This window comes from Pantoea sp. XAF26B01_ASV70 (assembly GCF_054512635.1).
Genome location: NZ_CM137251.1, coordinates 825,690 through 847,409 on the forward strand (window position 1 = coordinate 825,690; position 21,720 = coordinate 847,409).

Here is a 21,720-nt window from a genome sequence, read left to right on the forward strand (position 1 = left end):
AGGATGAGCCGACAGGACGTCGGCGAAAGGACGGCACGAGCCAGGGATGGCGAGTCCGGACGGTCCGTCGGCTGCAGGGCGTGACGAAGGTACCCCGCACAGCGGGGCGCGCAGGCAGCCGGACGCCGGGATTATTAAGGGGCGGGCGTCCGCCCCTTAATACGTCCGCCTGCTCGGGCGATCTGAAACTCCTGACCGCCTGGCGGGCGGAACCCGCTCAGTGCATACCCGCGGCTAAGCGAACGAAACCTTCTCATAGCCTGTTCGCGCAGCGAACAATCCCAGCTTCAGGCGCTGCACCCAAGCCCGTTCGCGCAGCGAACACTCCCCCGCTTTAGCGCTGAGCCAATCAGAATCCCCGATAACTCTTCTGCGCGGTACTCACCTTATAAAGATAACGACGCGATTCCGCCGACGGATGCTGGTTCGCCAGGGTCGAATAAACCTTGCTCGGTGACATGCCGTTAATCATCGAAAACGCCCGGTCTTTATCGCTGGAGAAGACGCGCAGCACGCTGCCTGCGCCGCCGTTATAGGCGGTGATCACCGCATAACGGCGTGACACCGGATCCTGAATGCCGCCCAGATAGCTACGCTGCAACAGCGACAGATAAGCGGTACCCGCATCAATATTGTTCTCTGGATCCAGCAGGTAGCTGCGGCTCGGCTTGCCCCATTTACCCTTCATGCGGAACACGTCAACACCGGCAGTATGCTGCACCACCTGCATCAGACCCAGCGCATCAGAATGGCTCACGGCGTAGGGGTTAAAGCTCGACTCGGTCTGCATAATCGCCAGAATCAACGAGGCATCGACACCATACTGATCGGCGGCTTTACGCACCATCGGCAGGTATTTGTGCGCACGCTTATCCAGGTGATTCGGCACCATCGGAATCGAAATGGTGTAAATCACATGCAGACCCGAGGTGCGGCGCTGCAATTTATTCTGAATCAGATAGTCAGCAAAGGCTTCCGCGCGACCCTGCCAGCGAATCGGCTGACCGGTATTATCCAGCACCTGCCCATACAGCAGCGGCTCTTTACTGATTTCAATATCGTTGGCGTCAGAGTAGAGATCGACATTACCCGGATCTTCGCCAATCAACAGGGTGGTCACGATTGCCTGACGCAGGCTGGCCATAGGATCGGTGCCAGAAATCGTCTCGATGGTCAGCTTACCGCTTTCAAAGTTAATGTGGCTGCGGGTGTAATAGTTGTCGCTATATTTGACGTAATCTTTGGGTCCGGCGATCAGGACCTCATTGATACCCCAGATATTCTCAATATTATGAGCAAACTGCCCCATCAGAATATCAAAGGCGTTGGTATCTTTTACCCACTCCTCGTGGGACTGCTGTTTCTTTGACCCGGAACAGGAAACCAAAAGTGGTGCTATCACCAGCAGGGCGATTAATTTTTTATTCATTGGGAGTGCAAGCCTGACCTGGATAACCGGCCTCAGCGATGAGGCCCGGAATGTTTACGCTTCTGGCGGTGTATAGCCTTCGATATGAACGTCTTTACCTTCGAACAGGAAATTGATCATCTCCTTCTCCAGCACTTTACGATCTTCGGGATTCATCATGTTGAGCTTCTTCTCGTTGATCAACATGGTCTGTTTCGCCATCCACTTCTGCCAGGCTTCTTTGGAAATGTCATTGTAAATGCGCTTACCCAGATCGCCCGGGTAGAGCTGAAAATCCTGTCCTTCCGCGTCGCGCTGTAAAAAAGTACAAAAAATAGTGCGGCTCATTATTCTTCCTCATTAATCTCACAACTGTTCAAAGCCAGTTGTCGGGGATAGCGCAGCTCGTGTAACAGGCGCTCAACGGGTGCGGCTAATCCCACAGATGGTGGCAGCGCTAAGTTATACCAGAGACCGCCTGCTTCATCCATCGCCGCCCCGACAGAAGGCCACGTCAGCCACATTGGCACGATATCGAGATGGAAATGGCTGAAGGTGTGACGAAACGCAGTAAGCTGCTGCGGTTTTGCATGGATGCCGCGGGCCGCCAGCCAGTCTGTCATCGCCGCTTCCGTTGTGAACTGCGGGAAGCAGAACAGGCCGCCCCACAAGCCCACAGGCGGGCGCTGCTCCAGCCAGACATCATCACCATCCTGCATCATCAGGAACCAGCCGCTGCGCTCTGGCAGCACCTGCTTAGGCTTCTTACCGGGATAGCTCGCCCAGCTGCTGCTGGCATACGCCTCACAACCGCTGTTCAGCGGGCAGATTTCGCACTTCGGCTTCGATCGGGTACAGACGATAGCACCCAGATCCATCATCGCCTGATTAAACTGGCTGACGCCCTCGGCGGGTGTGACCTCTTCGCTGATCTGCCAGAGCCGCTTTTCGACCTCTTTCTTACCCGGCCAGCCGCTGACAGCATAGCAACGGGCCAGCACGCGCTTGACGTTGCCATCCAGAATCGGGAAATGCTGCCCCAGTGACAGCGACAGGATCGCGCCCGCCGTGGAGCGGCCTACGCCGGGCAGGGCAGAGACATCATCGAAATTACGCGGGAACTCGCCCTGATGAACCTCGACAATCTGCTTTGCGGCTTTATGCAGATTACGCGCACGGGCGTAGTAGCCGAGGCCGGTCCAGAGATGTAACACCTCATCCAGCGGAGCCGCAGCCAGATCGGTAACCGTGGGGAAGCGCGCCATAAAGCGTTCAAAATAGGGAATAACCGTGGCAACCTGGGTTTGCTGTAGCATCACTTCGGAGAGCCACACCTTGTAAGGCGTTTTCTCCAGCTGCCACGGCAGGGTTTTGCGACCAAAGCGCTGATACCAGTCCAGCACCTGTTGCGCGAACTGCGGCGCTTGCATCATAAGAAGGAAATTTTCCGTGTTTACTCTACACTCAGGCAGGAATTCCAGCACATGCGCACCTGGGTGTAAACCGGAAGATTGCAAAGGCTTGCTTCTGCTTATGAACTTTGCATAATGCCCGTTTCCCGGAACAGGCTAACCAGCAGGCTTTTACATGATTAATGACGTCATCACCCCAGAATTTGATGAGAACGGGCGGCCATTACGCCGGATCCGCAGCTTTGTGCGCCGCCAGGGCCGCTTAACCAAAGGCCAGCAGCAGGCGCTGGACACCCTGTGGCCGGTCATGGGGGTGGAATATCAGCCGGAGCCTGTCGATCTGCCCGCGCTGTTTGGCCGCGAAGCCCCGGTGACGCTGGAAATTGGCTTTGGCATGGGCGCTTCGCTGGTAACGATGGCGCAGAACACGCCGCATCAGAACTTCCTGGGTATTGAAGTGCATGCGCCGGGCGTGGGTGCCTGTCTGGCCGCCGCCAAAGAAGCCGATGTGCAGAACCTTCGGGTGATGTGCCATGACGCGGTGGAAGTGCTGGAGAAGATGATTCCGGATAACTCGCTGCGCATGGTTCAGCTCTTCTTCCCCGATCCGTGGCATAAAGCGCGTCACAATAAACGCCGTATCGTCCAGGTGCCTTTTGCCGAGCTGGTGATGCGTAAACTGAAGCTGGGCGGCGTTTTCCACATGGCGACCGACTGGGAAGCCTACGCGGAGCATATGCTGGAAGTGATGAACAGCATCGATGGTTACCGCAACCAGTCAGAACAACAGAATTATGTGCCGCGTCCTGAGACGCGTCCACTGACCAAGTTTGAGCAGCGCGGGCAGCGTTTAGGCCACGGCGTATGGGATTTAATGTTTGAGAGGGTGAAATAATGGCCACACAACGCAGCCGCCGTTTACGTAAAAAACTGCACATCGATGAGTTCCAGGAACTGGGCTTCTCGGTTGCCTGGCGCTTCCCGGAAGGCACCAGCGAAAGCGAAATTGATGAGACGCTGAACCAGTTCATCAATGAAGCGATCGACCCTAACGGCCTGGCCTTCGATGGCAGCGGTTACCTGGTGTGGGAAGGTCTGGTTTGCCTGCAGAAAACCGGCAAATGCACCGATGAGCATCGTGCTCTGGTTCGTAAATGGCTGGAAGATCGCAAGCTGCAGGACGTTCAGATGACTGAACTCTTTGACGTCTGGTGGGACTAAGTCGTCACACAGTGTCGGGCTGAGGCCCGATCAAAGGGTTTCAGACCCGATCTTAGGGAGTAGATATGATGCGTAAAGCGCTTCTTGCTGTGCTGCTGGTGGCAGCAACCCAGGCTCAGGCAGCCTATGAATGCAGCGTTAAGCCGCAGGACGATGTGGTGATTAAGCCGCAGAGCGTGCAGGTGGTCGGTGCCAACGGCAATATGGAAATCTCGCCGCAGGGCGACGTGCAGTTCAATGGACAGAAGGTCACGCTCGATACGGCCGGACGCCAGAAAGCGATCGACTATCAGAACGCGCTGCGTCGCGATCTGCCGTGGATCGACAGCGGGGCGACATCACGTCTGGAGAAAGGGCGTTCGGCACTGGATCAGGTCATCGTTGAAAAACTGGGCACCGACAGCAACGTGCGTAATCGCCTGACCACGCTGAATGGTCAGCTGAAACAGCAGATGAACCGCATCATTGAACACCGTGAAGATGGGCTGACGTTCCACCATCAGGCGATTGATCAGGTTCGCGCCGAAGGTGAAAGGCTGGTGCAGTCGACACTGGGCGGCGTGATGCAGGATAGCCTGAACGAGATGGGCAGTAAGCAGGGCAGCGGCGGCAGTAATCCGCTGCAGGCGATTATGGGTAATCTGGGCGGGTTGCAGCAGTCGATTCAGGCTGAGTGGAGCAAGCAGGAGCAGGATTTCCAGAACTTCGGTCACGAGGTGTGTAATCGCGTTATTTCGCTGGAAGATCAGCGTAAACAGCTTACCGGTGCACTGAAAAAATAGGTCAACGCCTCAGCCTGTCGGGCTGAGGCGCTTTTGTTACTCTTCTGCTAAGAACAGCTCCAGCAGCGAATTCAGGAACAGCTTCCCTTTCTCCGTAATCTGCCACTGCTCCGCGGTTTCAGTCACGTAACCAGCGGCAATCGCGGCATCCATCTGCGGACGGATCACCTGCTCTGATAAACCGGTATAGCGGCTGAACTCGTCACGCGGCGCGGCTTCCAGCAGGCGAAAGCGGTTCATGAAATATTCAAACGGCTTGTCGCTATCGGCAACGTCATACTGTTTTTCGCGGTAGTTCCCCTGCATAAATCCACGCGGATGACGGGTTTTCACCGTGCGGACTATGCGGCCATCCGGTTGCGTCAGCTTGCCGTGTGCGCCACACCCAATCCCCAGATAGTCGCCGAAGCGCCAGTAGTTGAGGTTGTGCTCACAGCGATAACCCGGCTTCGCGTAGGCAGAGGTCTCATACTGCTGATAACCGGCAGCCTGCAGCAGCTGATCGCCCTGTTCGAAAATATCCCATAGTGCATCATCATCCGGCAGCACCGGCGGGCGTGAGCCAAACAGGGTGTTGGGTTCAATCGTGAGCTGATACCAGGAGAGATGCGGCGGATTAAGCGCAATCGCCTGACGTAAATCATCGAGCGCCTCTTCAAGCGACTGATCGGGCAGGCCATGCATCAGGTCAAGGTTAAAACTGCGCAGCGACAGCGACTCGGCCAGTTCAGCGGCGCGGACCGCCTCTTCCGGGCCGTGAATGCGGCCAAGGCGCTGCAGCTTTTGCGGACTGAAACTCTGTACGCCAATCGAAATACGGTTGATACCGGCGCGCTGATAGGCGCTGAACCGGTCCGCTTCCACGGTGCCCGGATTGGCTTCCATGGTCACTTCCGCATCGGGCGAGAGCGTCAGACGCTCCCGCACACCATCCATCAGCATCTGCATCGCGCTGCTGCTCAGCAGGCTGGGCGTGCCGCCACCGATGAAGATCGTGCGCACTTCCCGGCCATTGATCAGCGGTAAATCGATCTCCAGATCGCGCAACAGGTGCTGCACGTATTCAACGTGCGGCACCTCATCTTTCAGCGCGTGGGAATTAAAATCACAGTAGGGACATTTCTGTACGCACCACGGAATGTGGATATAGAGACTTAACGGCGGCAGATTAGGCATTACACATCGCTTCCAGCAACAGCGTCAATGCTTTACCCCGGTGAGAAACTGCACCTTTTTCCGCTTTACTCAGTTCGGCCGCGGTTTTACCCAGCGCCGGGACAAAGAAAATCGGGTCGTAACCAAAACCACCGGCACCAGCGGCGGCGCGGGTGATCTCACCCTGCCAGCTGCCGTGGAACACCAGCGGGGTCGGATCTTCCGCATGACGCAGATAGACCAGCACGCAGTGAAATTGTGCCTGGCGCTGACCGTCCGGTACGTTTTCCAGCGCCTGCAGCAGCTTCTCCAGGTTCTGTTGATCGCTGGCCTCTTCACCGGCGTAGCGCGCCGAGTAGATGCCGGGCGCGCCGCCCAGCGCATCTACGGCCAGGCCGGAATCATCGGCAATGGCCGGTAATCCGGTGATCTGTGCCGCGTGACGCGCCTTGAGAATCGCGTTCTCAATAAAGGTCAGGCCGGTCTCTTCCGCCGATTCAACCCCAAGGTCGGTCTGTGCGACGATATCCAGACCAAAGGCGGAGAGTAACTCCGCCAGTTCACGCACTTTGCCGGGATTGCCGGTTGCGAGGACAACTTTTTGCATAACAGTTCCAGTTTGATTCATTTACAGCAGATACCAGAGACCCGGGAACAGGTCCATGCCGAGAAAGTTCAGGGCATACAGCACCAGGATGACGATCATCGCTGAGAAATCGATGCCGCCCATCGCAGGCAGAATACGGCGAACAGGTGCCATCATCGGCTCGGTTAACTGCACCAGCAGATAGTCGACAGGCCCCCGGCCCTGGCTGATCCAGCTCATCAGGGAGCGAATAATAATCACCCAGAAGACCAGATAGCCGGCGGATTTAACCAGCGACAGCAGGCCGACCAGCAGATTGGTTGGGTCGACCGAGAAGACGCCCACCTGAATCAGCAATAAAATCGGGTATTTCAGCGTAGTCAGCACAAATGCCAGCAGCAGCGAGGCGGTATCAATCGGTCCCAGTGCCGGCAGTATACGGCGCAGCGGCTTAACAATCGGCTGTGTCACTTTTACGACAAACTGCGCCACTGGATTGTAAAAATCGCAGCGGGACCACTGCATCCAGATGCGTAACAGCAGCACCATGACGTAGAGATCGATCAGCGTTTTTACTAAAAACGTCAGTGTTAACATGAAGTTCCTCTGTTATTGTTGTGAGTTGTGCGCATAATCTCGTGCGCCAAAAATGGCGGTGCCGATACGCACCATCGTACTGCCTGCGGCGATTGCCGCCTCCATGTCATCGCTCATTCCCAGCGAAAGCGTGTCTGCATGCGGATAGTGCTGTTGCAGCTGCCGGAAGGCTTCCGCCATCTGCTGACACACCGCCAGCTGCCGCGCGTAATCACTCTCTGCTGCCGGAATCGCCATTAATCCGCGCAGCCGCAGTTGCGGCAGGGCAGCGATCTGCTCCGCCAGCCCGGAAACGGCCTCCAGCATGATGCCAGATTTGCTGTTCTCGTCACTGATATTTACCTGAATTAACACATTCAGCGGTGGCAGCGAAGCAGGCCGCTGATCGTTGAGCCGCTGCGCGATGCGCTGGCGGTCAATGGTGTGACACCAGGCGAAATGTTCCGCCACCAGACGGCTTTTATTGGACTGCAGCGGGCCGATGAAGTGCCACTCCAGCTCAGGATGTGCGGCCAGTGCCTGGACCTTTTCAACCCCTTCCTGAACGTAATTTTCACCAAAGGCAATCTGGCCAGCGGCAAAGGCTTCTTCGACCGCGCTCGCAGGTTTGGTTTTACTGACTGCAAGCAGGGTAATTTCTTCTGGTGCGCGGCCGCAACTCGCGGCAGCAGCAGCGATTCGCTGCCGCACTTGCTGTAGGTTCTGCTGGATTGAGGTCATAGTCAGGAGAAATTATGAATCTGGATGAAATGGTGGGGCTTAGTGTAAAGCATAATGCCGCCGATCTGCACCTTTGCAGCGGACATTTGCCCTACTGGCGGCGGCAGGGAAGGCTGGAGGCGATTCCGCAGCAGTGCCCGCTTTCTGGTGCATGGATGGCGCAGTTTATGGCCCGCTGGCTAAGTGACCCGCAGCGTCAGGAGCTGGAGCGCGCAGGGCAGCTCGATTTCGCCCTGAGCCTGGCCGATGGTCAGCGTCTGCGCGCGAATCTCTTTATGCAGCGCAACGGCCTGTCACTGGCACTGCGCATCATCGCCACGGCATGCCCGACGCTTGCGAGCCTGCAACTGCCCGCCATTGTCCCGACGCTGCTGGAGCAGCAGGATGGGCTGATTCTGGTGACGGGTGCGACCGGCAGCGGTAAATCAACCACGCTGGCGGCGCTGGTCGATGCGCTGAACCGCCAGCAGGCGCGGCATATCATCACGCTGGAAGATCCGATTGAATTTATCCATCACAGCCAGCAGTCGCTGATACAGCAGCGTGAAATCGGCCTGCACTGCGGTTCGTTCTCGCTGGGAGTAAAGGCAGCACTGCGTGAAGATCCCGACGTTATACTGCTGGGCGAACTGCGCGACAGCGAGACTATTCGTCAGGCACTGACAGCTGCGGAGACCGGCCATCTGGTGCTGGCGACGCTGCACACGCGTGGCGCAGCGCAGGCGGTGGATCGGCTGGTTGATGTCTTTCCGGCAGAGGAGAAACAGCTGGTGCGTACTCAGCTGGCGGGCAGCCTGAAAGCGGTAATTGCACAGCGGCTGGTGCCGTCAGTTGCCGGTTCGCGCATCGGACTGTTTGAGGTACTGATCGCCACACCTGGCATCACCAATCTGATCAGAGAAGGCAAGATGCACCAGATCCCTGCTCTGTTACAAACCGGCGCACAGGCCGGTATGCAGACGTTTGAGCAGAGCAGGCTGGCGCGTCAGGCAGCCGGACTGATTGAGTGAGGATGTCAGTAATGGTTTTCGAACCAGTCCTGCAAAATGATGGCAGCAGACTGTGAGTCGACCGATCCTTTATTGAGCGCGCGATAGCCGCCGCGTTCAAACAGGCCAGCACGCGCTTCTACCGTGCTGAGTCGTTCATCCTGCAGCTCCACGCGGATGCCAAAGCGCCCGTGCAGGCGGTTGGCAAATTTACGTGCGCGATCGGTCAGCGGCTGCTCGGTGCCATCCATATTCAGCGGTAATCCCACCACCACGAAATCGGGCTGCCACTCTTTCAGCAGTTTTTCAATTACCAGCCAGTCCGGGATGCCATCCTGCGCTTTCAGGGCGGTCAGCGGACGGGCGCTGCCAGTGAGTTGCTGACCTACGGCGACACCAATACTTTTGGTGCCGAAGTCGAATCCTAACAGAGTTTGAGTTGACATCAGGCGTGTCCGGCGTCGCTGGCCATGTTGTGAATATCGACGCCAATACTGCGCGCCGCTTCGCGCCAGCGCTCTGAAATCGGCGTCTGGAACAGGATGTTGCTGTTAGCGGGCGTGGTCAGCCAGGCATTTTCCATCAGCTCATTCTCCAGCTGATCTTTTTCCCAGGCGCAGTAACCCAGAGCAACCAGCACGTTAGTGGGCTGAGACGCCGTACCGATCGACTCCAGCACGTCACGGGACGTGGTGATGATCGTGTTATCTGAAACACGAATACTGGAGGTAAAGGTGCGTTGCGCGGAGTGCAGGATAAAGCCACGATCTTCCGCCAGCGGGCCGCCGGTAAACACCGGTTTATCCAGCTTGATCGCCGGATCGCGATCGTCAGCAGAGATTTTGAGCTTCTTCAGAATGCCTTCAACCGTCAGGTTTTCCATGGGTTTATTGATGATCAGTCCCATTGCACCCTCTTCGTTATGTTCGCAGAGATAGACCACGGAACGTTTGAAGAAAGGATCCTGCAATGAAGGCATGGCAATCAAAAAGTGATGTTGTAAATTCATTCTCACACGATGTACCAAAAAAATAACCGGCACGCGACGGCCGCACCGGTATTGGGTTGATCACGGAGCTTCGCCCCGGCGTCATGCTCAGCCCAGGCGCTTCTCAATGGCATCCATCAACATGCCGGTGATGGAGATCGGGAACGCAGCCTCAATTTCACGAATGCAGGTTGGGCTGGTCACGTTAACTTCAGTCAGTTTATCACCGATGATGTCCAGACCGACAAAAATCAGCCCTTTTGCTTTCAGCGTCGGGCCAACACGGCGCGCGATTTCCCAGTCGCTTTCGCTCAGCGGACGCGCTTCACCGCGACCACCGGCGGCGAGGTTGCCACGCGTTTCACCGCCCTGCGGGATACGCGCCAGGCAGTAAGGCACCGGCTCGCCATCGACGACCAGCACGCGTTTGTCACCCTCGGTGATCGCCGCAATATAATTCTGCGCCATGCAGAAACGGCTCTCATGCTCGGTCAGGGTTTCGGTAATCACGCCAAAGTTAGGATCATCTTTCTTCACGCGGAAAATCGACGCACCACCCATGCCATCCAGCGGCTTCATGATGATGTCGCCATGCTCCTGCCAGAAAGCGCGCAGTTGCGCTTTGCTGCGAGTCACCAGAGTGTCAGGCGTAAACTCGGCAAACCAGGCGGTGTAGAGCTTTTCGTTACAGTCACGCAGGCTCTGCGGTTTGTTCACGATCAGCGTACCCAGCTCTTCAGCGCGCTCCAGAATGTAGGTCGCATAGATGAACTCGGTATCGAATGGTGGATCTTTGCGCATCAGCACCACATTCAGGTCAGCCAGCGGGATCACCTGCTCGCTGCCGAACTGATACCAGTTCTCAGGATTCTGCTCGACGGTCAGCAGGCGGGTACGGGCCGAGGCCACGCCACCGCGCAGGGAGAGATCGTGCATCTCCATGTAGTGAATTTCATAACCACGGCGCTGTGCTTCCAGCAGCATAGCGAAGCTGGAGTCTTTTTTAATATTGATGGACGAAATAGGGTCCATCACGATGCCAAGTTTAATCATTATTATCTCCTCGGTGAGGCGGCATTTACCGCCTCGTCTGGTTCGGTCTGCAGTGGGCCGATCGGTCAGGACATCATGCCTGCTCTCTTTCCGCTGAAAGTATCGCTTAACCCAGGTCGCCAAACCTCACCTGAAGTGCCGTAATGGCTGTCAGCGCGGTAGTTTCGGTACGCAATACCCGTGGGCCAAGCAGAATGTCAGTAAAATCGTGCTGCGCCGTCATCGCAATCTCGTCCGCAGACAAACCGCCTTCAGGGCCAATCAGCAACCTTACCCGCTCAACAGGCTGGGGCAGAGTGTTGATGCTGTGGCTGGCGCGCGGATGCAGATTAAGCTTCAGACCGCTATCCGCTTCTGCACACCAGGCTTCCAGCGTCATCGCTTCACGAATCTCCGGCACGCGATTACGGCCGCACTGCTCGCAGGCGGCAATAGCAATTTTCTGCCACTGCTGGATCTTCTTCGCCAGACGCTCAGCATCAAGCTTTACGCCACAGCGCTCGGAAAACAAGGGTGTAATGACATTCACGCCCAGTTCGATCGATTTCTGGATAGTGAATTCCATTTTTTCACCGCGCGACATCACCTGACCTAAATGCAGATGTAACGGTGACTCGCGATCGTCCGGCTGGCTCTCTGTGACCGATACTTTTACACGCTTTTTATCTACATGCGTGATCTCTGCTGCAAAAGTCAGATTAGTGCCATCAAAGAGTTCCAGACGCTGACCTGCCGTCATCCGGAGCACCCGGCCCACATGATTGGATGCATCTTCATCCAGGGTAATTTCACTGCCGATGCTTAATGGCCCGGCGTGATAGATGCGAGGTATACGCATAAGGTTCCTGAGACCGGACGCCGCGCTGCAGCGGCGTCATTGGAAAAAGAGCTAGTGTAGGGCAGGGATTTTAGCGCTGGCAAGCCTGCTGCACATAAGGATTGTGATTGCCCTGAACCTTTGCAATGCGCTGGTCGCGTTCGCACTCCCAAACTGTTACGGGATAGAGCTTGTTCCAGGCGGTAAACAGCTGCGTCTGCTGGCGCGAAATACGCAGATGATACTGGTCGCGCATATAGAAATAGGTGCGGGCAATGGCACCACGCGCCCGCGCAGGTGGCTCCGCCTGTTTGAGTTTAAAGTCGATCTTCATCTCACACTGGCCGTACTGCTGCTCGCTGCCGTTCCATTGACTGTAGGCGAAGTTGCCACGGTCGCCATTCACTTCACCCACCGCAGGCTGCAGGTTGTGCAGGTCGGTTTCGATGCGGCGGTAGTCGGGATCTTTGCTGCAGTTTTTACGACCGCCATCCTGCCAGCACTGACGCTGATGGCCAAACTCCCAGGCGGGCATCACATGTTCCCACTCAATGCGTGCGGCGCGATTGGCGTTTTTGCGCACCTGATAGCCACAGCTGTTGAGATCGGGAATCCCCTTTTTTCCCTGCCACTGAATCTTACAGCCACAGTAAAAAGAACCCGGTGCATCGGCGTTGATCGCCGCCGCAAAGGTTTTGGCCTGCTGAAAGTTATTTTGATGATAGTTATTCAGGTTGAGGGCGTCAGCGGCGGGCGCAAACAGCAGCGCAACCGCCAGACTTAGTATGCGAGACATATTCCAGATTTCTACTCAGTACGAAAAAGGGCGGCAGGGTAACAGAATGTGGAATAGGGCGGAATGGGGATTCTTCTCAGGACGCGACAAATTCACCCGCGGTCAGCAGGCTGCCACAGTGCACGCAGCGATATTCACTCTCTTTGCGCAGTATACGATTGTGGCGGCGCACGGTCAGTTGATGCTGCTGACACTGACAGCGGTAGGCAAAGGTGTTGCTGCGCACGGATGCGATCTCAAACTGGTGAGTACGCCGTGCCGGAACGCCCAGCACCTGCTCCATCATCCACTTCCACTCTTTGCCGTGCGGCGCAACGCGACCAAATTGCTTCCAGACCAGCAGATGCGCCAGCTCATGCGGCACCACTTCATCGATAAATGCCTGCTGGTTTTCCAGCAGCAGCACAGGATTGATGCGAATTTCCCAGGACGCCAGCCAGGCGGTGCCCGCCGCCGTACCACGCTGCTGGTAGAGCAGCTTCGGTTCCGGATAACGGGTTTTCAGCGCCTGATTCGCACGTTCAAGCGACTGACGCAGCGAGCGCATTACGGCCTGCTGCAGGGCAATGGGGAGACGAGGCGTTTTCATGGCGCTCAGAATAATCGCCGCCGCGCAGGAACTCAACGTCGCCAGCGACAAGTGTGGTTCTGGCTGGGGGAAAATTTCTGGTTTAAATATTGTTATGGGCTTTTTTAGAATATTCTATTAATGAGATTCACCGCAGAGTGGATGGATGAAAAGCGAACGGCACAGGGCATGGATAAACCAATGAAAAATAATGATAACGTCAGGAAACAACGGATTGTGCTGGTGACGGATCTGATGGCCGGTCGTGGTGGGATGGAAAATGTGACTGGTCAGTTGATTAAGGCCCTGAATGCGGAACCCGGTACCGAAGCAGGGCTGTTTATTATCAACAGCGGAGAGGAGAGCCACTCCCGCGCCTGGACCGCCAATGCTGTTCTGGCTGAGAGCGTCTGCACGCTGCGGAATAAGAAAATAAAAAATCTTATTCATACGCTGAGAATGGCCGCCTTCTTTCGTCGTTATCAGCCCGATCATGTCCTGACCCTCAACACCATTCCCTGCCTGATGACGCGCCGGGCAATCACGCTTTCAGGACGTAAAATCGTATTGTCGAGCTGGATGCACCTGCCTCCGCGTGAACGTTATCGTCCCCATTATCTGCTGCGGGCCGATCACCATTTTGCGATCAGTAATCAGATTAAAGAGCAGCTGGTGGAACTGGGCGCACGCGCCACTGACGTTGACGTGATCTATAACCCGATCAAACGCAATGACACGGTAATCGGCAGACCCCAGGCGCTGAAGTTTCTCTATATTGGTCGCGTCCATTATCAGCGGCAGAAACAGCTTAAAGATCTGTTTGATGCCCTGCAGCAGCTGGATGCGCCCTGGACGCTGGAGATAGTGGGTGACGGGGAAGATCTGACGCAATGTCAGCACTACGTGACGCAACTCGGCATTCAGGATCGCATCACCTGGCATGGCTGGCAGGAGAATGCCTGGGAGTATGTCATCCGCCATATCAGACAGGTCACCTGCCTGGTCATGACCTCTAACTTCGAAGGCTTCCCGCTGATCCTGCTGGAGGCGATGTCGCGCGGCGTCTACTGTGTTTCATCCGACTGCATCAGCGGCCCGGCGGAAATTATTCAGAACGGTATTAATGGTCAGCTCTATCCCACCCATGACAGCATGGCGCTGGCCGCGATTCTCAACGCTATGAGCGGGGATTTCCACTTCCCCGATCATCAGGCTATTAAAGCGAGCATCACCGGTTTTTATGAGGAAAATTATATGAAGCACCTGATGAGTGTGTTTAACCGCCTTACTGAGGTTAAGCATGACGAATAAAATCAGTCGCAATGGATTAACGTTAATGGTTAATTTTTCAGTTATTGCGCTCTGCCTGGCGCTGTCACTGAATATGTTTGTTACCGGCCTGCCGCAAAAAATATTTTATCTGGTCTCTTATCTCTCTATCGCGTCCGTGCTGTATGGCCTGGTGCGCAGGCGGGTGGAGTTTAAAGAGAACGGTTTTTATATCGCCCTGTTTGCTGTGCTGATTATCTTTGCCCTGATTCGACTGTTCTGGGCGATTCACGTGAAGGGGATCGAAACCGCGCCCTCAGGCGATGCCATCACTAATATGGGCAACTATCTGCTGGGCGCGAAGCGGCTGTTGATGGGTGCCTTTGTGCTGCTCAGTCTGGCTGTTTATGGGGATCGTGTCTCCCTGACTACGCTACGCGTCGGAAAAGGGCTCATCCTTCTTGGCCTGCTGATTACGCTGGGCTTTGGTATCCACGAGCATCTCTACACTGAGAATATCCGCATCAAGCTCACCACCGAAGCCGCCTCCATGTCTTCTTACATGATTCTGTTTATCTACTGTGCCTGGCTGTGGCTAAGCCGCTATGAGACGCACGCTTACTGGAAGGTTGCCGATATCGCTGTGCTGGCAGTGACCTTTGCCTTGCTCTACCTGTGCGGCACCCGTGTGACCCTGATTGCGCTGATTGCCGTGGGGCTACTGTTCCTGGTGCAGACCTACCGGCTGTCGCTGCTGACCAACTGGCGGATTAGCGCTCTGCTGGTGGGTGTAATGGCGGTGCTGGTTCTGATGACCAGCAACCGCTGGGTAGAGGGAGTGCAGGATATTGAGAACTTTGGTTCAAACAGTTCGACCTCGCTGGGCGCACGTGTCGCCATCTGGGGCGGGGCGGTCAACTTTATTGAGCACCATGGCGGTTTTGCGACGCCGGATGCGCGCACCACTGAGGCGCGTCAGTTCATCACTGCGCACTATCCTCTCAATGTTGAAGGCTTCACCAACGTTAAATACAACATGCACAACGAGTTCCTCGAGGTGACGTCATTGCAGGGCTGGCTGGGTACGGCGTCGCTGGCGCTGCTCTATCTGACTGTGTTGGCGGGCTGGCTGAAGAAGTGTGATCTGCGCGGCGTGGCGCTGCCGATGGTGGCACTGTTTACCACCGGACTGACCGATTCGGTGCTGCCCTATAATCAGACCGCGACCATTTTCATTATGGCGCTGGCGCTCTGCTGCATACGGCGGCCCCTGCCGGTAACGCGGGTAACCACAGCGTAGTGGGGCGTTGAACAAATAAAAACGGCGGGGTTTCCAGAGAAACCCCGCCGTTTTTTTTACCGCGTTTTTTACCGGGTAAAGTTAGTCGCGTGAACCGATGTCGCGCAGTTTTTTACCTGCCATCAGGTTACGTTCGATGTGTTCCAGCGAGACGTTTTTGGTCTCAGGGATCAGCATCACCGTCAGCAGAATGAAGAACAGGTTAAGCAGTGCGTAGACCCAGAAGGTGTTCGCATTGCCCAGCGTATTCAGCATCGTCAGGAAGGTCGCACCTACGATCATGTTCGCGATCCAGTTGGTGGTGGTGGAGACAGTGATACCGAAATCGCGGCCTTTCAGCGGCTGAATTTCGGAACAGAGTACCCAGATCAACGGACCGGCTGACATCGCAAAACCGATGATGAACATCAGCAGCATACCTACCGCAAAGTACTGTGCGCCCGCCGAGTGAATGCCGAAGTGCAGCATCGTACCCAGAACGCCCATACCGGCTGCCATCACCATAAAGCCCAGAATCAGGGTAGGTTTACGACCCCAGCGATCCACCAGGCCAATGGCAATAAAGGTCGCCAGTACGTTAACCAGACCCACAATCACCGTGCCCCACATCTGCTGGGTGGTGTTGGTGAAGCCCGCGATTTCAAAGATTTTTGGCGCGTAGTACATGATGACGTTCATGCCGGTAAACTGCTGCATTACCTGCAGCAGGATGCCGAGATAGACCGCACGACGGAAGTGGCTGCTGCTGGTGAACAGACCCCAGCCAGACTGTTTGATCTTCAGGCTTTCACGGATCTCTTCCAGCTCACGTTTTGCCTGCTCGCTGGTGTCACGCAGACGATCCAGTACGCGTTGAGCATCGCGGAAGTTGCCTCGTGCCGCCAGCCAGCGTGGGCTGTTTGGCAGGAAGAAAACGCCGACCAGCAGCAACAGTGCCGGAATAGTGATGATGCCCAGCATCCAGCGCCAGTTGCCGGTAAAGCTGAACGCCGTATCGGAAAGGTAAGCGCCAAGAATACCGATGGTGATCATCAGTTGATAAAGCGAAATCATACTGCCGCGAATTTTTTCCGGAGCGATCTCAGAAAGATAAAGCGGGGCAGTATAAGAGGCGATACCGACTGCCAGGCCCAGCAGAACGCGGGCGCTGATCAGCATTTCCGGGTTTGGCGACATCGCCGACCAGAGTGAACCGATAACGAACAGAATCGCACCGGCCATCAGGCTTTTTTTACGGCCCAGGCGGGATGACATCCAGCCGCTGCCGATAGCACCGACCGCCGCACCAAACATCATGGAACTGACGATCCACTCCTGCTGATGAGGGGTGACGTTAAAGTCCTTTGCGATAAACGGCAGAGCACCGGCGATAACGCCGATATCCAGACCGAACAGCAGACCCGCAAGGGCCGCCAGAAAGCAGACAAATAAGGTCATCGCCTTATTTGAAGTTCTGCTTTTGTGTGTATTGCCAGGCATTTTAGCCTCCAGGTTTATCCATCATTGTTTTTATCAATGTTAAAAAACCTTTTGCGGGAAAAAAGTGAGCCTGATCACATCAGTGTAATCGCTTACACACGCTGAAACCCTGAAATTCAGCATATTTTTCCCGGAAAGATTAATTAACCAGTGAGGTATAGCACTCATTAAGTTTCTGACAATGCTCTATTTACTGGCTATCAGACGACGCTGAAAATAACGCATTTTCAGCAGAATAACTACGTGCGTTAATTCCTAAATATCGGATAAACAAAGCATTTCAATTTGTAATCGTTAACATTTAGTCGTCAGAAAAAGCGAAAAGAAGTGTAGTTGAGAACTGAAAATTTGCTGCAGAGAGAAGAAGATGTCGGGCAGATGCGTTTTTTTTGTCGTCACGCGCTCACCAGAAATTGCGCTGGCCTGTCGTTCAGAAGGGTAGCGGGAGCAAAATTGCTCCGGTTAGCAATGGGGCTGAAAAGGCAATAAAAAACCCTGCCGCAGTGGCAGGGTTTTTATCAGCAGCCGGTAACCTTACAGGCCAGCCGCTTCACGCAGCAGGGCAGCTTTGTCGGTTTTTTCCCATGGGAAATGTTCACGACCAAAGTGACCGTAAGCTGCGGTCTCTTTATAGATTGGGTGCAGCAGATCCAGCATCTGGATCAGACCATATGGACGCAGGTCGAAGAACTCGCGCACCAGCAGCGTCAGCTGTTCGGTAGAGATTTTCTCGGTACCGAAGGTTTCCACCATGATAGAAGTGGGTTCAGCCACGCCGATAGCGTAGGAGACCTGGATTTCACAACGGTCAGCCAGGCCGGCTGCTACGATGTTTTTCGCCACGTAACGCGCCGCATAGGCTGCAGAGCGGTCAACTTTAGATGGATCTTTACCCGAGAACGCACCGCCACCATGACGTGCCATACCGCCGTAGGTGTCTACGATGATTTTACGACCGGTCAGACCGCAATCGCCCATCGGGCCGCCGATCACAAAGCGACCGGTTGGGTTGATGTGATATTTGGTCGAGGCGCTCAGCCACTCTGCAGGCAGAACCGGCTTGATGATCTCTTCCATCACTGCTTCCTGCAGATCTTTCTGGCTGATGGATTCAGCGTGCTGGGTAGAGAGCACAACTGCATCGATGCCCACGATTTTGCCATCGTCATACTGGAAAGTGACCTGGCTCTTGGCATCCGGGCGCAGCCACGGCAGGGTGCCGTTTTTACGCACTTCAGCCTGACGCTGTACCAGACGGTGCGCATAGGTCACCGGCGCAGGCATCAGCACGTCTGTTTCGTTAGTGGCATAGCCGAACATCAGGCCCTGGTCGCCCGCGCCCTGTTCCAGCGGATCGGTACGGTCAACGCCCTGATTGATATCCTGAGACTGTTTACCAATCGCGCTTAATACCGCGCAGGAGTTGGCGTCAAAGCCCATATCGGAATGGACATAGCCGATTTCACGTACGGTTTTACGGGTGATCTCTTCGATATCAACCCAGGCGCTGGTGGTGATTTCACCGCCAACCAGCACCATACCGGTTTTAACGTAGGTTTCGCAGGCCACGCGCGCTTTAGGATCCTGTTCAAGGATCGCATCCAGCACAGCATCGGAGATCTGGTCGGCGATTTTATCGGGATGTCCTTCTGATACAGACTCGGACGTAAAAAGGTGTTTAGCCATTCTGTTCTTTACCTTAAATATGGTTTGAGTACGACTGCATAGCGCCAGTGAGGTGGTCTGACCTGACGCCCCTTCAGGCAAAGCCGCGAGCAGTGAGGTTGTGTCAGCACAGCAGGCCAACACCGCCTGGATAGTAACCTGTTTAGATGGAAAACCATCTGGACGGCTATTTTAGGATAGAGGGTAAACCAATTACCAGCCCTTTTTCTGTTTCAGCATTTAACCTGTCTCTGTTATCGGCATAATTTGCTGACGCTACACGCAATTCCCCGATAATATTTTTGCATTTTACGGCGGTAAACTGTATAAAACGCCGCTGCTTTGATAGCAGCAGCAAGGATGACGCCACTGTTTGCGTCGCGCCTGTCAGACTCTGGTCTGGCTTTCACCCAGGTTGTTTTCCATGTGCCCCTGGCATATGCGGAGGTGATACAAGTAATGAACCACGCTTTTTCTTCTTCCGGTTCTCTGCGCTGCGGCGCGGCGCTGGCTCTCTCCTGCCTCCCATCTGTTTCTCTTTCCTGCCGACGCGATGTCCGATGCGGTAATTTTACCGACACAGGCGCAGGCTAATCTTTATCTCTGCTCGATCGGTTTTGTCTCTTCTCTGCGCACGCGCAGCGGAACGACGCAGGTTATCCATGGTCAATACAGATCAGTTAAATGTTCTCTGTTTAAACGGAGATGGCCCGGGTGTTTTACACTTAACTCTCATGCGTGAATCGCGCTGACGGCAACGTCAGGTGAACAGGACATTGCGTTTAATGTGGCAACAGGTTTTCAGATTAGCGGCCATAAAGCCGGTTAACAGTTTCATCTTTCAACGGAAAATTGAGGTTCGCGATGTCTGACGACATGAAGAATATCAAAGGTTCGTCAGCTGGCGAACAGGGTACACTCCGCTCCATGCAGGAGGTTGCAATGAACGATCAGGATGCGAGCAAAATGTTGCGTACGTACAACATCGCCTGGTGGGGCAACAACTATTACGACGTTAACGAACTGGGCCACATCAGTGTCTGTCCCGATCCGGATCGTCCTGACGTGCGCGTCGATTTAGCTCGTCTGGTCAAAGAGCGCGAAGCGCAGGGCCAGCGTCTGCCTGCTTTATTCTGCTTCCCGCAGATCCTGCAACACCGTCTGCGTTCCATTAACGCCGCCTTTAAACGTGCGCGTGAATCTTACGGTTACAAAGGCGACTACTTCCTAGTTTACCCGATTAAAGTTAACCAGCACAAACGCGTGATTGAGTCACTGATCCACTCCGGCGAACCGCTGGGACTGGAAGCGGGCTCAAAAGCCGAGCTGATGGCGGTGCTGGCGCACGCCGGTCAGACCCGTTCGGTGATCGTCTGTAACGGCTATAAAGATCGCGAATATATTCGTCTGGCGCTGATCGGCGAGAAGATGGGCCATAAGGTCTATCTGGTGCTGGAGAAGATGACCGAAGTGCGGCTGGTGCTGGAAGAAGCAGAGCGTCTGAATGTGGTGCCGCGTCTTGGTATCCGTGCGCGTCTGGCTTCGCAGGGCTCGGGTAAATGGCAGTCGAGCGGCGGCGAAAAGTCGAAGTTTGGCCTGTCAGCCACCCAGGTGCTGAAACTGGTTGAGATCATGCGTGAAGCGGGTCGCATCGACAGCCTGCAGCTGCTGCATTTCCATCTGGGCTCGCAGATGTCCAACATCCGCGACATCGCTACCGGCGTGCGTGAGTCGGCGCGGTTCTATGTTGAACTGGCCAAGCTGGGCGTCAACATCAAATGTTTCGACGTCGGCGGCGGTCTGGGCGTCGATTACGAAGGAACGCGCTCGCAGTCTGACTGCTCGGTCAACTACGGCCTGAATGAGTACGCCAACAACGTAATCTGGGCGATTGGTGCTGCCTGTGATGAGCACGGTCTGGAGCATCCGACGGTGATCACCGAGTCGGGTCGTGCGGTAACCGCGCACCACACGGTGCTGGTCTCCAACATCATTGGTGTGGAGCGCAACGAGTTCAGCGAACCTGAAACGCCGGATGCGGATGCGCCGCGCCCGATCCTCAGCATGTGGGAAACCTGGCAGGAGATGCACGAGCCAAGTACCCGCCGTTCGCTGCGTGAATGGCTGCATGACAGCCAGATGGATCTGTTTGATATCCATACCGGCTACTCGTCAGGCACCTACGATCTCAAGCAGCGTTCATGGGCTGAGCAGCTCTATCTGAGCATCTGCCACTATATTCAGCAGCATCTCGATCCGAGCAACCGTGCACACCGTCCAATCATCGACGAACTGCAGGAGCGGATGGCGGATAAGATCTACGTTAACTTCTCGCTGTTCCAGTCAATGCCGGATGCGTGGGGTATCGATCAGCTGTTCCCGGTACTGCCGCTGGAAGGGCTGAACAAGAAGCCGGAGCGCCGTGCCGTGCTGCTCGACATCACCTGTGACTCCGATGGCACCATCGATCACTACGTGGATGGCGACGGTATCGCGACGACCATGCCGATGCCGGAATATGACCTTGATAACCCACCCATGCTGGGCTTCTTTATGGTGGGTGCTTATCAGGAAATTCTGGGCAACATGCATAACCTGTTTGGTGACACCGAAGCGGTGGATGTCTACGCACGCGAAAATGGCGATGTGGAAGTGCAGCTCTCCGATGAAGGCGACACCGTGGCGGACATGCTGCGTTACGTGCAGCTTGATCCCAATGAGCTGATGGCGCTGTTCCGCAATCAGGTTCAGGCATCCGATCTCGACGAAGAGCTGCGCGCGCAGTTCCTGGAAGAGTTCGAGAGCGGCCTCTACGGCTATACCTATTTAGAAGATGAATAATCGATTATGGCGACCGGTAATCGCATATTGCAGTTGCCGTTAACTATGTCGATAATCTGACTCACTCAATCCCT

22 protein-coding genes are annotated in these 21,720 nt (G+C 55.3%); 7 read left to right on the plus strand and 15 right to left on the minus strand.

Annotation, left to right across the window (positions count from 1 at the left end; genetic code table 11):
- Positions 1–349: 349 nt before the first annotated feature.
- The 3 genes from mltC to mutY are packed head-to-tail and all read right to left on the minus strand — an operon-like array spanning position 350 to position 2,841.
- Positions 350–1,429 (minus strand): membrane-bound lytic murein transglycosylase MltC, encoded by a 1,080-nt coding sequence (gene mltC, locus ACX8ZY_RS03965; protein ID WP_010248892.1) that lies wholly within the window; start codon positions 1,427–1,429, stop codon positions 350–352.
- Positions 1,430–1,483: 54 nt separating this feature from the next.
- Positions 1,484–1,756 carry an oxidative damage protection protein gene (locus ACX8ZY_RS03970; protein ID WP_003853409.1) on the minus strand — a complete coding sequence of 91 codons (273 nt, stop codon included), beginning with the start codon at positions 1,754–1,756 and terminating at the stop codon, positions 1,484–1,486.
- Positions 1,756–2,841 carry an A/G-specific adenine glycosylase gene (gene mutY, locus ACX8ZY_RS03975; protein WP_010248889.1) on the minus strand — a complete coding sequence of 362 codons (1,086 nt, stop codon included), beginning with the start codon at positions 2,839–2,841 and terminating at the stop codon, positions 1,756–1,758. Before mutY ends, ACX8ZY_RS03970 begins: the two co-directional genes overlap by 1 nt.
- A 154-nt stretch (positions 2,842–2,995) precedes the next feature.
- On the opposite strand from mutY, the gene trmB reads away from it, so the two are divergent.
- The 3 genes from trmB to ACX8ZY_RS03990 all read left to right on the plus strand — a co-directional run bounded on the left by trmB (position 2,996) and on the right by ACX8ZY_RS03990 (position 4,823).
- The gene (gene trmB / locus ACX8ZY_RS03980; protein WP_010248887.1) at positions 2,996–3,715 is read left to right on the plus strand and encodes a tRNA (guanosine(46)-N7)-methyltransferase TrmB; all 720 of its coding nucleotides are present in this window, start codon (positions 2,996–2,998) and stop codon (positions 3,713–3,715) included.
- On the plus strand, positions 3,715–4,041 hold the full coding sequence (locus ACX8ZY_RS03985) for a YggL family protein (RefSeq protein ID WP_003853403.1): 327 nt from the start codon (positions 3,715–3,717) through the stop codon (positions 4,039–4,041). Before trmB ends, ACX8ZY_RS03985 begins: the two co-directional genes overlap by 1 nt.
- A gap of 65 nt (positions 4,042–4,106) precedes the next feature.
- A complete protein-coding gene (locus ACX8ZY_RS03990; protein ID WP_010671073.1) occupies positions 4,107–4,823 on the plus strand; it encodes a YggN family protein in 717 nt (238 codons plus the stop codon).
- Between the two features lie 36 nt (positions 4,824–4,859).
- Here the strand turns inward: ACX8ZY_RS03990 and hemW are convergent, their stop codons facing one another.
- The 4 genes from hemW to ACX8ZY_RS04010 are packed head-to-tail and all read right to left on the minus strand — an operon-like array spanning position 4,860 to position 7,881.
- A complete protein-coding gene (hemW, locus tag ACX8ZY_RS03995) occupies positions 4,860–5,999 on the minus strand; it encodes a radical SAM family heme chaperone HemW (protein WP_010248883.1) in 1,140 nt (379 codons plus the stop codon).
- Positions 5,992–6,585, minus strand: a complete 594-nt coding sequence (locus ACX8ZY_RS04000) for an XTP/dITP diphosphatase (RefSeq protein WP_033769898.1) — start codon at positions 6,583–6,585, stop codon at positions 5,992–5,994. Before ACX8ZY_RS04000 ends, hemW begins: the two co-directional genes overlap by 8 nt.
- A gap of 21 nt (positions 6,586–6,606) precedes the next feature.
- Complete coding sequence (locus ACX8ZY_RS04005; protein WP_010248879.1) at positions 6,607–7,161, minus strand: YggT family protein; 555 nt, start codon at positions 7,159–7,161, stop codon at positions 6,607–6,609.
- 12 nt (positions 7,162–7,173) lie between these two features.
- Positions 7,174–7,881, minus strand: coding sequence for a YggS family pyridoxal phosphate-dependent enzyme (locus ACX8ZY_RS04010; protein WP_010671071.1), 708 nt, complete (start codon positions 7,879–7,881; stop codon positions 7,174–7,176).
- Between the two features lie 14 nt (positions 7,882–7,895).
- Here ACX8ZY_RS04010 and ACX8ZY_RS04015 point away from each other — a divergent pair, with 14 nt between their 5' ends.
- Positions 7,896–8,891, plus strand: a complete 996-nt coding sequence (locus ACX8ZY_RS04015) for a type IV pilus twitching motility protein PilT (RefSeq protein WP_404543918.1) — start codon at positions 7,896–7,898, stop codon at positions 8,889–8,891.
- Between the two features lie 5 nt (positions 8,892–8,896).
- Here ACX8ZY_RS04015 and ruvX read toward each other — a convergent pair whose 3' ends face one another.
- From ruvX to ACX8ZY_RS04045, 6 genes are all read right to left on the minus strand, one after another.
- On the minus strand, positions 8,897–9,316 hold the full coding sequence (gene ruvX / locus ACX8ZY_RS04020) for a Holliday junction resolvase RuvX (protein WP_003853387.1): 420 nt from the start codon (positions 9,314–9,316) through the stop codon (positions 8,897–8,899).
- Positions 9,316–9,879 (minus strand): YqgE/AlgH family protein, encoded by a 564-nt coding sequence (locus ACX8ZY_RS04025; RefSeq protein WP_010248870.1) that lies wholly within the window; start codon positions 9,877–9,879, stop codon positions 9,316–9,318. Before ACX8ZY_RS04025 ends, ruvX begins: the two co-directional genes overlap by 1 nt.
- An 87-nt stretch (positions 9,880–9,966) precedes the next feature.
- Complete coding sequence (gene gshB, locus ACX8ZY_RS04030; RefSeq protein ID WP_010248868.1) at positions 9,967–10,911, minus strand: glutathione synthase; 945 nt, start codon at positions 10,909–10,911, stop codon at positions 9,967–9,969.
- A gap of 106 nt (positions 10,912–11,017) precedes the next feature.
- Positions 11,018–11,749, minus strand: a complete 732-nt coding sequence (gene rsmE / locus ACX8ZY_RS04035) for a 16S rRNA (uracil(1498)-N(3))-methyltransferase (RefSeq protein ID WP_010248866.1) — start codon at positions 11,747–11,749, stop codon at positions 11,018–11,020.
- 70 nt (positions 11,750–11,819) lie between these two features.
- The gene (gene endA, locus ACX8ZY_RS04040) at positions 11,820–12,524 is read right to left on the minus strand and encodes a deoxyribonuclease I (RefSeq protein WP_264353519.1); all 705 of its coding nucleotides are present in this window, start codon (positions 12,522–12,524) and stop codon (positions 11,820–11,822) included.
- Positions 12,525–12,600: 76 nt separating this feature from the next.
- Positions 12,601–13,113, minus strand: coding sequence for a SprT family zinc-dependent metalloprotease (locus tag ACX8ZY_RS04045; RefSeq protein ID WP_069026548.1), 513 nt, complete (start codon positions 13,111–13,113; stop codon positions 12,601–12,603).
- A gap of 141 nt (positions 13,114–13,254) precedes the next feature.
- Here ACX8ZY_RS04045 and ACX8ZY_RS04050 point away from each other — a divergent pair, with 141 nt between their 5' ends.
- Together ACX8ZY_RS04050 and ACX8ZY_RS04055 are read left to right on the plus strand one after the other, a co-directional pair.
- Positions 13,255–14,403, plus strand: coding sequence for a glycosyltransferase (locus ACX8ZY_RS04050; RefSeq protein ID WP_061902044.1), 1,149 nt, complete (start codon positions 13,255–13,257; stop codon positions 14,401–14,403).
- 25 nt (positions 14,404–14,428) lie between these two features.
- Positions 14,429–15,661, plus strand: a complete 1,233-nt coding sequence (locus ACX8ZY_RS04055) for an O-antigen ligase family protein (protein WP_421665242.1) — start codon at positions 14,429–14,431, stop codon at positions 15,659–15,661.
- Positions 15,662–15,742: 81 nt separating this feature from the next.
- Here the strand turns inward: ACX8ZY_RS04055 and ACX8ZY_RS04060 are convergent, their stop codons facing one another.
- A complete protein-coding gene (locus tag ACX8ZY_RS04060; protein ID WP_033772546.1) occupies positions 15,743–17,140 on the minus strand; it encodes a sugar porter family MFS transporter in 1,398 nt (465 codons plus the stop codon).
- Positions 17,141–17,674: 534 nt separating this feature from the next.
- Positions 17,675–18,826 (minus strand): methionine adenosyltransferase, encoded by a 1,152-nt coding sequence (gene metK, locus ACX8ZY_RS04065; protein ID WP_010248851.1) that lies wholly within the window; start codon positions 18,824–18,826, stop codon positions 17,675–17,677.
- A gap of 843 nt (positions 18,827–19,669) precedes the next feature.
- Here metK and speA point away from each other — a divergent pair.
- Positions 19,670–21,646 (plus strand): biosynthetic arginine decarboxylase, encoded by a 1,977-nt coding sequence (speA, locus tag ACX8ZY_RS04070; protein ID WP_010248849.1) that lies wholly within the window; start codon positions 19,670–19,672, stop codon positions 21,644–21,646.
- Positions 21,647–21,720: the final 74 nt, after the last annotated feature.

Excerpts from the sequence above, each read along its gene's own strand:
- mltC (WP_010248892.1), bottom strand. The coding sequence starts at position 1,429 with ATGAATAAAAAATTAATCGCCCTGCTGGTGATAGCACCACTTTTGGTT.
- ACX8ZY_RS03970 (WP_003853409.1), bottom strand. The coding sequence starts at position 1,756 with ATGAGCCGCACTATTTTTTGTACTTTTTTACAGCGCGACGCGGAAGGA.
- mutY (WP_010248889.1), bottom strand. The coding sequence starts at position 2,841 with ATGATGCAAGCGCCGCAGTTCGCGCAACAGGTGCTGGACTGGTATCAG.
- trmB (WP_010248887.1), top strand. The coding sequence starts at position 2,996 with ATGATTAATGACGTCATCACCCCAGAATTTGATGAGAACGGGCGGCCA.
- ACX8ZY_RS03985 (WP_003853403.1), top strand. The coding sequence starts at position 3,715 with ATGGCCACACAACGCAGCCGCCGTTTACGTAAAAAACTGCACATCGAT.
- ACX8ZY_RS03990 (WP_010671073.1), top strand. The coding sequence starts at position 4,107 with ATGATGCGTAAAGCGCTTCTTGCTGTGCTGCTGGTGGCAGCAACCCAG.
- hemW (WP_010248883.1), bottom strand. The coding sequence starts at position 5,999 with ATGCCTAATCTGCCGCCGTTAAGTCTCTATATCCACATTCCGTGGTGC.
- ACX8ZY_RS04000 (WP_033769898.1), bottom strand. The coding sequence starts at position 6,585 with ATGCAAAAAGTTGTCCTCGCAACCGGCAATCCCGGCAAAGTGCGTGAA.
- ACX8ZY_RS04005 (WP_010248879.1), bottom strand. The coding sequence starts at position 7,161 with ATGTTAACACTGACGTTTTTAGTAAAAACGCTGATCGATCTCTACGTC.
- ACX8ZY_RS04010 (WP_010671071.1), bottom strand. The coding sequence starts at position 7,881 with ATGACCTCAATCCAGCAGAACCTACAGCAAGTGCGGCAGCGAATCGCT.
- ACX8ZY_RS04015 (WP_404543918.1), top strand. The coding sequence starts at position 7,896 with ATGAATCTGGATGAAATGGTGGGGCTTAGTGTAAAGCATAATGCCGCC.
- ruvX (WP_003853387.1), bottom strand. The coding sequence starts at position 9,316 with ATGTCAACTCAAACTCTGTTAGGATTCGACTTCGGCACCAAAAGTATT.
- ACX8ZY_RS04025 (WP_010248870.1), bottom strand. The coding sequence starts at position 9,879 with ATGAATTTACAACATCACTTTTTGATTGCCATGCCTTCATTGCAGGAT.
- gshB (WP_010248868.1), bottom strand. The coding sequence starts at position 10,911 with ATGATTAAACTTGGCATCGTGATGGACCCTATTTCGTCCATCAATATT.
- rsmE (WP_010248866.1), bottom strand. The coding sequence starts at position 11,749 with ATGCGTATACCTCGCATCTATCACGCCGGGCCATTAAGCATCGGCAGT.
- endA (WP_264353519.1), bottom strand. The coding sequence starts at position 12,524 with ATGTCTCGCATACTAAGTCTGGCGGTTGCGCTGCTGTTTGCGCCCGCC.
- ACX8ZY_RS04045 (WP_069026548.1), bottom strand. The coding sequence starts at position 13,113 with ATGAAAACGCCTCGTCTCCCCATTGCCCTGCAGCAGGCCGTAATGCGC.
- ACX8ZY_RS04050 (WP_061902044.1), top strand. The coding sequence starts at position 13,255 with ATGGATGAAAAGCGAACGGCACAGGGCATGGATAAACCAATGAAAAAT.
- ACX8ZY_RS04055 (WP_421665242.1), top strand. The coding sequence starts at position 14,429 with ATGGTTAATTTTTCAGTTATTGCGCTCTGCCTGGCGCTGTCACTGAAT.
- ACX8ZY_RS04060 (WP_033772546.1), bottom strand. The coding sequence starts at position 17,140 with ATGCCTGGCAATACACACAAAAGCAGAACTTCAAATAAGGCGATGACC.
- metK (WP_010248851.1), bottom strand. The coding sequence starts at position 18,826 with ATGGCTAAACACCTTTTTACGTCCGAGTCTGTATCAGAAGGACATCCC.
- speA (WP_010248849.1), top strand. The coding sequence starts at position 19,670 with ATGTCTGACGACATGAAGAATATCAAAGGTTCGTCAGCTGGCGAACAG.